Annotated in this window: 10 protein-coding genes; 7 read left to right on the top strand and 3 right to left on the bottom strand. The window is 34.1% G+C overall.

Annotated features, from left to right (window positions below; all coding sequences use genetic code 11):
* Positions 1-6: 6 nt before the first annotated feature.
* Positions 7-1,185, bottom strand: coding sequence for a GNAT family N-acetyltransferase (locus PKC21_03775; protein ID HMR24456.1), 1,179 nt, complete (start codon positions 1,183-1,185; stop codon positions 7-9).
* Positions 1,155-2,144, bottom strand: a complete 990-nt coding sequence (locus PKC21_03770) for an NAD(P)-dependent oxidoreductase (GenBank protein HMR24455.1) — start codon at positions 2,142-2,144, stop codon at positions 1,155-1,157. The genes PKC21_03775 and PKC21_03770 overlap by 31 nt, the downstream gene beginning before the upstream one ends.
* Before the next feature lie 77 nt (positions 2,145-2,221).
* Between PKC21_03770 and PKC21_03765 the strand changes: the two genes are divergently transcribed.
* The 5 genes from PKC21_03765 (at position 2,222) to PKC21_03745 (ending at position 6,387) form a co-directional block, all read left to right on the top strand.
* On the top strand, positions 2,222-2,464 hold the full coding sequence (locus tag PKC21_03765; protein ID HMR24454.1) for a hypothetical protein: 243 nt from the start codon (positions 2,222-2,224) through the stop codon (positions 2,462-2,464).
* Positions 2,461-3,966: a capsule assembly Wzi family protein gene (locus PKC21_03760; GenBank protein HMR24453.1), complete on the top strand. Its 1,506-nt coding sequence runs from the start codon at positions 2,461-2,463 to the stop codon at positions 3,964-3,966. Before PKC21_03765 ends, PKC21_03760 begins: the two co-directional genes overlap by 4 nt.
* A gap of 55 nt (positions 3,967-4,021) precedes the next feature.
* Complete coding sequence (locus PKC21_03755) at positions 4,022-4,705, top strand: VWA domain-containing protein (GenBank protein ID HMR24452.1); 684 nt, start codon at positions 4,022-4,024, stop codon at positions 4,703-4,705.
* Positions 4,706-4,728: 23 nt separating this feature from the next.
* Positions 4,729-5,931 carry an ankyrin repeat domain-containing protein gene (locus tag PKC21_03750; protein ID HMR24451.1) on the top strand — a complete coding sequence of 401 codons (1,203 nt, stop codon included), beginning with the start codon at positions 4,729-4,731 and terminating at the stop codon, positions 5,929-5,931.
* Between the two features lie 102 nt (positions 5,932-6,033).
* Positions 6,034-6,387 carry a diacylglycerol kinase gene (locus tag PKC21_03745; protein HMR24450.1) on the top strand — a complete coding sequence of 118 codons (354 nt, stop codon included), beginning with the start codon at positions 6,034-6,036 and terminating at the stop codon, positions 6,385-6,387.
* 41 nt (positions 6,388-6,428) lie between these two features.
* Here PKC21_03745 and PKC21_03740 read toward each other — a convergent pair whose 3' ends face one another.
* Entirely contained in the window at positions 6,429-8,342 is a 1,914-nt protein-coding gene (locus tag PKC21_03740; GenBank protein ID HMR24449.1) for an LTA synthase family protein, read from the bottom strand.
* A gap of 159 nt (positions 8,343-8,501) precedes the next feature.
* On the opposite strand from PKC21_03740, the gene PKC21_03735 reads away from it, so the two are divergent.
* Positions 8,502-10,217 (top strand): hypothetical protein, encoded by a 1,716-nt coding sequence (locus PKC21_03735; protein HMR24448.1) that lies wholly within the window; start codon positions 8,502-8,504, stop codon positions 10,215-10,217.
* A gap of 117 nt (positions 10,218-10,334) precedes the next feature.
* Complete coding sequence (locus PKC21_03730; GenBank protein ID HMR24447.1) at positions 10,335-12,674, top strand: MMPL family transporter; 2,340 nt, start codon at positions 10,335-10,337, stop codon at positions 12,672-12,674.
* The last annotated feature ends 7 nt before the right edge of the window (positions 12,675-12,681 follow it).

Here is a 12,681-nt window from a genome sequence, read left to right as displayed (position 1 = left end):
ATCTTGTTAACAACTACCCGAATAAATGCGGTGAGTTTTATAATGTACTCCCTTAGAACTTTCAATGGTTCCTAAAATAAGTTGATTGTCTTCATGCACCCAACCTACTTCGCATTGTGAAAAACCACAGCCACTTAATTTTTGTTGCGCATGTGACAAGAGGGCTGCTTCTAATCCCTTTTTACGGAATTTTTTTCGAACTCCAAATGCCATTAACCGTGCACTTTTAATCCTGCTCTTTTTAAAGAGAAGATTCAATATTCGGTATACATCACTTTGTCCAAAACTATTATCTGTTAGTGCTAAGACTTCATTTGCATTTGGAATTAAGCCTGAGACCCCTATAGGTACACCGTCTTTTTCAGCAAATAAAAACATCTCAGGTATGATAATGGGCTTAATGCTGTCCGCTATAATGTCTGCCTCTTGCTCACTCAATGGAACAAAAGTCCATAAATCTTCCCAAGCTTCATTGTAAATATCTACAAAAGTTCTGATATCTTGCTTAAAGTTTTTTAACGATACCGGCCTAATGGTGATTTGATTTCTTTTTAAAATTCTTTGTGCCAACTTCGAGTAACGTGCTTCTCTAGATTGCTCAACCACTGGCACATGAAATGAAAGCAAGTCTTTGGCTTTTTTAAGGCCAACTGAATGTAATAACGCATCGTAATAATCAAAATTGTAGGTCATTTCAACATAAGGACTGAGATCAAAGCCTTTGACCAACACGCCACAGGTATGGTTGTACGTAAAATTATAAGGTCCTATAAAAGAATGAATCCCTTTTGTTTTTAACCATGCTTTTGCATGCTCAAACAGGAATTGCGCAACCTTAACTTTATTAACACATTCAAAAAAACCAAAAAATCCAACATTCTGTTGTTGGTAATCATTGTAAGTATGATTGATAGAAACGGTCATGGTTGCCAAAATCTGATCTTCTTGCTTAACCATCAAAAAAACTGTTTCTGCATCTTGATGGAATGGGAACTGTTCTTCGAACATGCCAACTTTTCCAAGCAAACTTGCACCCAAGTAGTCCATCTTAAGCTTAGGTACCCAGTGCTTTTCACCTTGGTATAACTTAAATGGAAACTCTACAAAATCTCTAAGTAAAACTTTATCATTTAGACTAAACTCAATAATATCCATCATTTTAACAACCTCTGTTCCTGATACCATTGTATGGTTTTTTCAAACCCTGCTTGCAAATCATACTGACACTCAAAATTATGTTGATGCTTTATCTTGTTGGGAGAACACGTCCATGCTTCTGCTAACATCTCTCTATATTTATCTGAATTATATGGCTGAGGCTTAGAAAAAATATTTGCAACCCCGTCTGCAGCTATGGCTATTACTTTAAAGAAAACTTTAGGCAGTTTTAAGACTCTGATTTTTTTAATGTTTGCTGCCTTTTGAAAATGATGGATAATATCTTGCATGCTGTACAATTGTGGGTCAGCAACATAAAAAATATTCTCTTTCTCTACGTTTTGGGCATCAAGCATGCATTGGATTGCCTTACAGAAATCTTCAACAAAAACCATACTATAATACTTTTCTTTGCCCTGCATTTTTAATGCAAGACCTTTGCTCAACAGCTTAAATAAATCCAACAATTGATAGTCATGCGGTCCATAAACAATAGGTGGCCTTAAGATCACTTTTTCACCAGAGTAGGCATGGGCTAAAAAAACTTTCTCAGAACGATGCTTGCTCTCACCATACATGCTGATGGGCTGGTTTATCTCATTTTCATGCTTACAATCTAAAATATTCCCTGATCTTGCCGGCCCAGCCGCCGCCAAAGACGAAATTAAAATAAACCGCTTTAAACTTGGATTCTTATCAAGCACTGCATCCAACAGCGTTTTAGTCCCCTCTACATTCACATGATCAAAAGCTATTTGGTCTTTAGCTTTAACACAACCAGCAAGATGCACAATCATATCCTGTCCAACAACAGCTTGTCTTAAAGCATCCTGATCATGTAAATCGCCAATAATTTGCTTGATAGAGGTATTATTGAATTTTTTTTGTTTACGATTAAGAATAGTAATTTGATATTGAGCTGAATCAAGATACTTTAATAAGTTTTGCCCAATAAAACCGGTACTCCCTGTAATCAAGATCTTCACATAAGGCTTATAGCCAAATTAACACAAAAAACCATGTTTTTCTGCCCTAAAAATGATATTGCGCTAGCATGCAGGCCATGGCTTTTGTAAAAAAATCTGTTTGTTTTTTGATTGTTATACTTATGATCAGCTCTAGCACACTAAAAGCTGAGTCATTTAAAGGCGGTAGAGATATCGCGATGGTCTCAGCCGGTATGATAAATTTGTCTTTATTGATTATGGTGATCCATCAATCCAGTAAAAAAAATAAGAAACCTTCTATAAAAAAACCCATCCCACTCAACTCAAACACTGAACAAAGTACAAAGAATACCCCATGAAAAAAGCGACACGTTTATACCCACTACTTTTTTTAAGCTACCTTTTCCTTGTAAGCAGCAGTTATGGACAAAGTTTCCTAGCCAACGACGATTTTAGATATATCCTCATTAAAAAATACGCAGACATGCAACCCCTACCTGGTTTTAACTTAAGAGGTCAACACAGCTATAGCGAACAGACCCTCAATAATCTTATCAACAGCTCATCACCAGATGCCAAGGGTTATGTTTTTTTTCCTAAAGGTCACTTATCAAACATTTATGCACAATTTTCTTTGAACAGCGGACTATTTCATAGCTCAATACCGGATAGAGCTATCATTGACATTGATGCCACAAAAAATCACCTGTTGGATAACTCACCTTTTTTTGATCAAGACAAGAAACTGCATGATGGAAGTAATGTATTTTTTGATCCCTATCTGCATTTAAGTTTTGCTAACACATTAGAAATCAATGCTGGAGCTTATTTCAATTTAAATGAGCAATCCAAAGATTTTAGCATGGATCTCTACAATGCTAACATCCTGCTAAAGTTCTCCAAACTGCGTATTTTGCTAGGAAAAAGTTCTATCCAATGGAATTTAGGACGAATTAACAGCTTTAATTTATCCAACAACACCCCTCCTTTATGGGCAATCCGTATTTTCAATGATGAAGAAATTGAGTTCTCTAACTTCTTAAAGTTTTTGGGCCCTGTAAAGTACGAAACTTTTATATCTGTGCTTGATGCCAACCGTAATCGTGAAAATCCAATTTTTGTTGGGCATAAATTGTCTTTTGCGCCCAACAAACGCTTGGAATTGGGTATGAGTTATACTGTTCAATTTGCTGGTAAAAGTACCCAAGATCAAAATCCTCTAATCTATTTTGGTGATGTTTTTTCTGATTATTCTGGCGTCAGCAACCGTAATTTTATTTTTGATGCTCGTTATCAGTTGTTTCCAAAAAAAGTAGAAGCCTATGCTGAGTTCCTGGTTGAAGATTGTTGTGATAACATCCCCATCAACGCTCGTGATTTTCAAAGCTTGCTAGGTTTACATATTTACCAACTGTTTGGAACACCAAAAATGGATGCTAGTTTTGAATTTGCCAAAACCAGCTATATTGCTTACAGACATGGAAACTTTAAATCAGGCTTTATCAACCAAAATAAAGTCCTTGGCCATCCCATTGGACCAGATGGACTTGGCAGCTATGCCAAGCTTAATTATTTTTGGTCAAAAAAACTATTGTGCTCTGTGCAAGCAGGCTTTGAATCCAGCGGCACTGCTGATTTTAAAAATAAATTTTATGGCAACACAGACCCTAATGTTGAAAGCTCAGAACATGCTTATCAAACCGGTTTACAATGTTTTTGGAATCAGCAAAACGCCGCCAACAAAGCTCTATTTTCTCTTAATGGCAATATCACTTATCAACATACACAAAACTACAACTATATTGAAAACAACAATAGAGACGATGTATTTGTAGGCCTCAGTGGAAAATATGTTTTTTAATATCTTATTCAAATCCACCTTGACAAAAACCAAAAATAATGCGATGCGCTATATTATGGGGAAACATATTTTACTTACATTTATTTTATTATTACCTTTTCAAAACAAATCACATGCCCAAAATTTGGATTGGGGCAACTGCTTAAACGGTGACATATGGTTACTTGTAGATACTTCAGGAAGCCTCAATGGCCGTGAAGAAACTCTGTACAGTGCTGTTCAAACGATAGCAAGTAAATTAATTCAATGGAACCCTGAAACAAGGGTTGGTTTATGGGAGTTCCCAATAATCACAAACAATCGCCAAACTGAAGATGAGAGTGTCTTAAGAGTAGATCTAACTAGAGATAAAGAAGCTTTTAATGGCTTTTGGTCTAAGGGGTATGGTAACGAAAATATTGCCAAAGCGTTAAGCAACGCTTTCTTCTATCACAATAATACAGTGACAAAAGATCGAGAAGAGCAAGAAAATTATCAAAAAATACTGATTCTAATCAGTGATGGTGTTGATGGTGATAATCACCAAAGGGCTCAATCGTATGCTCAATACATCAAATCTCAAGGCATGGGTATTATTTCTCTACACCTTGTTACCGAAAAAGCATCACAACATAGTACTGATATCAATCAATTTATGCGTTCTATTTCGGGTATTCCGGATAAAACAGAGGAAGCCTATTTTCAGACCAATCTAGAAAACTTAGCTCAATTTTTCTCAGCAACATTTGGTTGTCATTAAATTTAGTTACAAGGAATTTTCCAATGGTTAAAAAAATCATACTTACATTACTGTTATTTTTTGGACCTTTATTTGCTCAAGTCCCTGATCAAAATGACTTTTTTGACAGCGAAAAATTTATGGCTTGTTCAATTGCTTTACCTGAAAAAAATGACTGGTGTACATGGTTTGCTTCCTTTCAATTTTCCCCGGATGAGCCTTACAGCGATGAAGATTTTAACAACATGCTGCTTATGGATAAAAATAAATCTTCAGATTTTTATCCTCTAGAATTGGTTTTACATAGTCTAAAGAATGGTAATATTGATCTAGCAAAAAAACTAATCGAAGCTGGGGCAGATCTACATGAAGAAGGAGAAACTTATGAGTTTATTCCTTACCCAATATTTGCTGCTATTGAACTAAATAATATTGAAATATTAGACCTAATGATTAAGCATGGCGCTAAACTAAATATAAAAAACCCATATTCTGACAGTAGTCCATTAATTTTTGCTTCATACAATGAGGAAAATCTTAAAGCGGCTTTACACTTATTGAATGTAATTAATAACTCTGAAAACCCCTTAAGTTTATTGAATATGCAGGACTATGAAGGAAAGTCTGCTTTATATTATGCTAGTCAGTGGAATGACAAAAAATTTGCCTTAGACTTAATTGATTCTGGTGCAAACATTAACTTGACTAACACTAAAGGCAACTCATTGATTATGCTTGCTGCAAAATACAGTTACGATAATGAAAAACTATTTAATTGCATTCATTTTTTACTGCTGCAAGACAATATTGATATTAATCACGTCAATAATAACAATGAAAATATTCTCTTCCAGTTATTTTTTGGCCCTTATTATGAAGACAACTTGGTCATAAAAGAAAAAACGAAAAACTTAATTGAGCTATTAATCAATGATCATGAAGTAAACATTGAGCAAACCAACAAGAAAGGCGAATCTATTTTATTCTCTCTTGTACAAAAAGAAAACAGTGAACTGTTAAACCTTTTTTTAGAACATGGCATGGATATTAACAACGTTAACAATGCTAATGAAAACCTATTGATCATAGCAATAAAAAGACAATCAACATACATGATTGACTTCTTATTTAATCATGGCATAAAAAACAGTCACAAAAAGAAAGCTATGCAATATGCGCAAGGGTTAATAGACACTGACTCTAACTATGAATCAATAACAAACTATCTCAAAAGTAAAATGAAATAGTATTAAACTTTATAAGATAATTTTTATTCAACTTCAGTCTAGATAGTATAAAAATATACATAGAATCTATCTTATTATATAGTTTTTCAGAATAATTGGCGCATGAAAAATCAGCACTTACATAAAAAATTGTTTTTCTCGTTGAATGGTCTCAAACATGCTTTTAAACTTGAGCATAGTTTAAAAATAGAACTTTTCTGCTCTATTCTTCTCATTGTATTTTTTATCTACTTTGATGCAAGTATTACTTGGTTTGCGTTAGGAATAATCTCCTCATGCATTATGCTGTCAGCTGAGCTTATTAATACTGCATTTGAGGCTTATCTTGACCACTTTCACCCACAATTTGACCGGGTTGTAGGACTCATCAAAGATATATTGTCTGGCTCAGTTTTTATCACCCAAGTGATGACTTTTATTATTTTTATGCTATTTGTCGTGTCGCAAGTGTTTTAGCAATCAAATTCGCTGTGTCCGTACTAAAGACTAAAGTTGATTTACTGAACATTTAAACTTAAACCACTGCTATTATGACTCTTAGGAAAAATTCTATCTTCTTCAATCAATACCTGATTTTTTGAAATCTTAATAACATCTTGTCTAAAGCTTTGTAAGATAATGCTATCTTGCATTTGACCAATAATATTATGTTTTTCATCTGGATCTTCTAGTAGGTTATAAACATATTGTTCTCCTGTACTTCCAGAGTATACATATTTGTATGGCATCTTGATTGAGATAAAGTAGCCCCCATCATAAGGTTGAAACATAATAGATCTATTGTTGGGCAATACTTTAGATTGTTCAAAAATAGGAATCACCCTTCCATTAAAATGGCTTAAGGTATTTATATTGGTTAATTCTAAAATGGTTGGCGCTATATCAAGCTGTGTATACGCTTCATCATGCAATGCCTTACTTTTTATTTGTCCTGGCCAATACATCACCAATGGAATTCTGAACAATTCATCACTGTAAGTCATTTCATTGCTGGTGTTTTTATTTCTCCCTGTGGGAAAGCCATGGTCCCCAGTAACAATCAATAAGGTATCTTTTGAAAATTTTGGATGGGCTTGAAGTTTTTCAATAAATGTCCCTAAATATTCATCCGCCAAATGCAAAGAAGACAAGTAACGCTCCCTAAAGTTTTGAGGATCTGTATACAGCTTTAACTGGTCTTTAGGGACTTCATTGAATGGCTGATGGTGTGAAATGCTGGCTAAGGTAATAAACAGTTTGCTATCAGGATCTTTTTTAAAAATTGAGTCTGCGTGGGCAATTGTTTTTCTGTACAGCTCACTATCTTGTGGACCCCAACCCCATATTTTACTAGGCGGGCTTGCATCAACAAAATTGTGGTCATTGCCATACACTTCATCAAAGCCAATTTTGCGTAAAAACTCGCCCTCATTGTCATAAATTAAAGAGTCATCGCCTTTAATGGCAATGGTGTGGTAGCCTTGTTTTGATAGAATTTTTGGTAAGCAATTGAGGCCACTATCTTGATACCGAGTCATGATTTTTTGTCTGAAACTTGGAATTAAGGAACACAATGAAGCCACATGACCTCTGGCTGTCTGTACTGAGGCAGAGTAAAAGTGATTGATGTATAAACCTTTTTTTGCCAAAGCATTGAGATGAGGGCTTATTTCTTTTCCATTGGGCGCATACTTAAAAAGCTCTAAACCAGAAAAAGATTCTAACATTAACAAGATAATATGTTTGGGAGGAGTGTTCTCTATAGCGTCTTTGTGCTCATATACATACGGGTATTGTTTACCCTCAAGATCACTTTCATGCTTGACCAGCGACATAAATGGATCATTAAAGTAACGCTTTGCCGACCATGCAAAACTAAACATTTCTTGATGATTCTTTGGAAAGGCTAAAAATACAAGCCCATTGAACAGACTGACAATAAGTAAGGTTGAAGCTACTTTTTTTAAACTCGTAAAAGGGCCCGATATAACTTTAAATTTTAATTCCAATAAAATAAAACTTATAACAATAAGCGCAAGAGCTACAATTTCGGATTGTCCCAAAGACACTGCAATCTCACGAATACCATCATAGGATAAAAACTCTTGGATATTGGTATACAAAAGAGAAAAGTCCAATGAGGCGCCTCTCACTTTTTTATAAACAATTAACATGGCCCAAAAAAGCAAGCCAAAGGATGTTACTAAAAACCGCAGCCAACGCGCCGGAATTAAGGATACCATCAATAAAAACCAGAACGTACCAGAAAAGGTTGATAACAATAGCAGAAAACCATAAGCAACGTATTGATCCGCTAAAATAACCTTTTTAAGGCAAAAAATTACAAACACAAGTGTATGAATGACTGCGATTAAGGCACTAAACTGTATCTGCTTTTGATAGCGGCTGAATGTATTAAGCAAAAATTTCATAATTTTTATAAACCCTACACCTGTAAAAATAGAACAAGTCCAAAATTTTACATGCAAGAGAAACCATCTAATATATATTCTGCGCTTATACAATATAAAAATAAACCTTATGTGGATTATTCACTAAAATAAACCATTTTTATGGTAGGTGAGCAGAACATGTTTGTTCAAATGTATAAAAACAAGCCTATTTTTGGCCTTCAAATAGCTATAAATCTTATATTCATCCTCTTTTCAAATATGCCTGTATATGGCAATAATATACCCAGCATAAACTTTTCTTTAGCCCCCATCTATGAGACTTCAGCTCAAGTTCTTGGAAAAAATATGCTTGCTTTGGATGCTAGACAAAGAATTTACAACGACATCTCAAAAGTAGATGGCAAAGACACCCCATTTTTTTTGGGTGCCTCAATTATTTATGGCTTAGGTCATAAAACAGACCTCCAACTGGGGGCTCAGGTTTTTGACAGTTCTTATTTAACTGATCTCAATGGACGTATAAACAATGGAAATTATGAGTTCACCTTGGGACTAAAACATAATTTTTTTACGGATCAAAGCCAGAGGCATATGATTAGTGCTGGTTTTTGGCTTTCTGGCTATCAAAGAGGCGCAACTTTTTTCTCTCCGCCTCAACCTGAAATTGATGGTAGCGGCATCATCCCAAAAATCAGTGCCCAGTATTCCTGGGTCAAAAAAAAATTGAGCTTTTCTATAGCTCCAACAGCAGTTTTATATAAAAAAAATAGCGCTAGCTTTTTACCCAGTAATCCTTATGACTTTGAAGCTTTTGGGCCTTTATTAGGCTTTGGCTCCGCTGTCAGTTATAACTTTCACAAAAAGCTTGGGCTTTGGTCCAGTGTTTTTCAAGCTGTGTATGGGAGTAACAGCCTTAATTTTTCACCTCATGAACCTAAAAAAACTTTACGTTATGATATAGGGCTACAATACCGAGTCAATCCCTATATCAGCACAGATTTATTTTTGAGTAATGGCTTAGGAAACATTGGTGCACTTAGTCCTTTAGCAGAGTCCCGCGTTAATGGCTTGGGCCTGGCTATGACGGTATACCCTAATTTTAAAAAAGCTGATTCTAGTCAATCCCGCTACTCTAGCTCTATCCATCACCCTTTTACTGTCTCCTCTAGCATCGCTAGTAATTCTCAACATCTATCCTTTGAGTATGAATTTGTTCCAGACTTAACCGCATTTATCTACATCAATTATGTTTTTGGACAAACCGATGAATCTGAGCAAGGTATAGGAGGAAAACTTACGTTGCTTGAAGTGGTTAATGCTCAACAAAAAGCATTTCGAATAAGCCTTATGCCTACAATGGCCAGAGGCAACAATTTGCTTGAAAACTTTAGACAAGAAAATAGAGACCTTTTTATTCAAAGTCCCGTCAAAAAAAGAATTCCTTTTATATTAAGTGGCGACCATGAAGGCCCAGGAGATTTAAAAACTCTATGGATTATATCCAGTGCTCTCCCTATAGATATAAGCCTTTTAAATCGAACTCATGTTCAAATTGCACCTGCAGTAGGTTATGTTCAACGACGCGGGCTGGTTTTTTATGGTTTACAAAATGCTTTAGACTACTTTTTTATAAAAAATACTGCTATATACCTGCAAAATACAATTAATTTCTCAAATAATGAGAATACTTTTGTGGGTAGCTCGCTAAAAAAGAAACTCCCAATGGAGTTTGGTGTAAAAAGGAATTTTGTACTTTCTAACAATGCAATTTTGCAAAAGTTAAACGCATCTGTTTTTATAGGAAATACTTTGGGACCAACAACTTGGAATAGGTTTAGAGTCAATGCAGATAATAAGTTCTCATTTGGGCTTAGATTGAAAGCGAATTTTTAAACTGTCATGATATATAAAATAATTGTTCATCACTTTTATAAAAAAAAGATCTTAAAATATATTTTAAGACACCCTATTAAATATAGTCTTTGGCTAATTTTATGTTTGGTGCCAAGTTTGATTTTAGTTCAAAAACTAAAAATCAATAGTGATTTCAAATTTTTACTCCCCCAAAACAAACCCAGTGTTCTAGCAATGGATCTTTTACAAGAACGCAGACAAGAAAGCACACAGCTCTTATCTATAGTACTTGAAAGTGATGATAAAGATCTTATTGTGGACAGCATTGACACCCTGGTTCCAGTACTTAAGCGTATTGACTCAACACTCATTAAGAAAGTCAATTATACAATATCAGATGCTAAAGATTTTTATGATAAAAACAAATACTTATATCTAGATCTAGAAGACCTAAAAACCATTCGTCAACGCCTCAATGCAAAAATAAGATACGAAAAACTTAAAAACAACCCCTTATTTTTTGACCTAGAAGACAATGAAGTTGAGTTTGATATTTCTGATATTGAAGAAAAATACAAAAACAAAGACTCTCAACAAAATAAATACTCCCCAGACCAATTTTACAAAGGTTACTTTTTTTCTAAGCAACAAGACTATGCAATTATCATCATTCAACCTAGCTCATCCATCAGTGGCATAGCATCCAATGAAAAATTAATTAAAAAAGTAGATGAGGTCATAGAACAAACCATTCCAAAAACCAAACATAAAAACTTAAGCATTAAACTGTCTGGTTCTCTCTATGAAACTGTTTTTGAGTACAAGACACTTATACGAGATATGTTATCTACTTTGACTTTGTGTTTATCTTTAGTTTTTTTAATTTTGTTTATTTACTTTCTTAATGTTCGGATTGTTTTATTCTTAGTCATCCCACTGGTATATTCTGTCTTAACCCTTATGGGCATTGCTTACTTTTGCTTTGATTACCTAACTTCAATCACAGTTTTTTTAATGAGTATAATTGTGGGTAATGGGGTTAACACGGGCATACTTTTATTATCAGCTTATTTTTCTTTTTCTAAAAATCATACATCTAAGTTTAAAGCATTTTTAAAAGCTACAGATAAAACGGTTTTTTCTACATTTTTCTCTGCAATCACAACTTCTTTGGCATTTCTATGCTTATATTTTTCAGAAATTAATAGCTTAAGACAATTTGGTATTGTTGGTTCAATTGGTATTTTTCTGGCTTGGGCAGCAAACTTCATGATCTTGCCTCTATTTATATTCAATAGCTCTACTTCAAATATCCAAAGTAAAACCAGATTGTTTTTTACAAATATCGCTCACACTGTAAGTGACGCTTTTGCTAATTTAATTCAAAAACGTCATGTTATTCTAGCAGTAATATTAACCCTGTTTCTTTTATCAACCATTAAACCCATTATTAACTATTTACCCAACTCTTTGGAGTATGATTTTTCTAAACTCAGAAACAAAACCAGCAATCCTATCTTTAAAAAAGCCAACAATATTTTTAAAGAGGTTAATCCTACGGTTGCTCTTTTTGATAAAGACAATCAGGCATTTTGTGACGATATTAGCAATAGTATTGATAGCAATGATCCTGATAATTTATTAGACCGTTGTGAATCTATTTATTCTTTTCTTCCCACTCAACAAGATGAAAAACTCGTTGAATTAAAAAAAATAAAAACCTTACTCAATGATAAATCCATTAATTTTTTAAATAAAAAAGAAAAAAAAGATCTTGTTGAAATCAAACAAAATTTATCTAACATTAAAAAAATTGCTGCCAAAGACTTACCAGAACTGATTAAAAGTAAATTCAAAGAAGATGAAAACACTTATAACACCATTGCTTACCTTTATCCTATTCGTTCAAAACTGGGACACGATTCAAAAAATCTTGTTTTATATACTCAAGACATAAAACAAAGGGCTGCCAAAATTGGTGATGCTATTGTTGCTGGACAAAGTTTTATTTTAGCTGACCTTATCGCTGCAATCAAAAAAGATGCACCAAAAACAACTTTGCTTTCTTTATTGGTCATTTTATTCATTATAATCGTTTTTTTACGGCGTCAGCTTATTATGTACATGGCAATTTCAGTCGTCTCATCATTTTTGCTTATGCTCTTTGCTCAAGTTATGTTTGATATAAAATTTAATTTTATTAATTTCGTTGCTCTGCCCATTAGCTTTGGAATAGGTATTGATTATGCTATCAATTTCTTTTATCAATTATCCCAACGTCAATCTAACTTATCACAAATTATTCAAAACACGGGATCAGCAATTATTGTTTGTTCTATGACCACCATTGTCAGTTACTTATCTTTAATCAGTGCCAACAGCCAGGCACTTGCCTCTTTTGGTAAATTGGCTTTAATAGGTGAATTTGCTAGTTTATTTGTTGTTTTTGTTGCTTTGCCCTCATATTACTTTCTGCTGACAAAAAAGAAGCAATAGTTACACT

The organism is Oligoflexia bacterium, assembly GCA_035326705.1.
Classification (GTDB): Bacteria; Bdellovibrionota_G; JALEGL01; order JALEGL01; family JALEGL01; genus JALEGL01.
Note: the sequence above shows the minus strand (reverse complement) of the source record. Positions and strands in the feature narration are given on the sequence as shown.

Excerpts from the sequence above, each read along its gene's own strand:
- PKC21_03775 (HMR24456.1), bottom strand. The coding sequence starts at position 1,185 with ATGGTATCAGGAACAGAGGTTGTTAAAATGATGGATATTATTGAGTTT.
- PKC21_03765 (HMR24454.1), top strand. The coding sequence starts at position 2,222 with ATGGCTTTTGTAAAAAAATCTGTTTGTTTTTTGATTGTTATACTTATG.
- PKC21_03760 (HMR24453.1), top strand. The coding sequence starts at position 2,461 with ATGAAAAAAGCGACACGTTTATACCCACTACTTTTTTTAAGCTACCTT.
- PKC21_03755 (HMR24452.1), top strand. The coding sequence starts at position 4,022 with ATGGGGAAACATATTTTACTTACATTTATTTTATTATTACCTTTTCAA.
- PKC21_03750 (HMR24451.1), top strand. The coding sequence starts at position 4,729 with ATGGTTAAAAAAATCATACTTACATTACTGTTATTTTTTGGACCTTTA.
- PKC21_03745 (HMR24450.1), top strand. The coding sequence starts at position 6,034 with ATGAAAAATCAGCACTTACATAAAAAATTGTTTTTCTCGTTGAATGGT.
- PKC21_03740 (HMR24449.1), bottom strand. The coding sequence starts at position 8,342 with ATGAAATTTTTGCTTAATACATTCAGCCGCTATCAAAAGCAGATACAG.
- PKC21_03735 (HMR24448.1), top strand. The coding sequence starts at position 8,502 with ATGTTTGTTCAAATGTATAAAAACAAGCCTATTTTTGGCCTTCAAATA.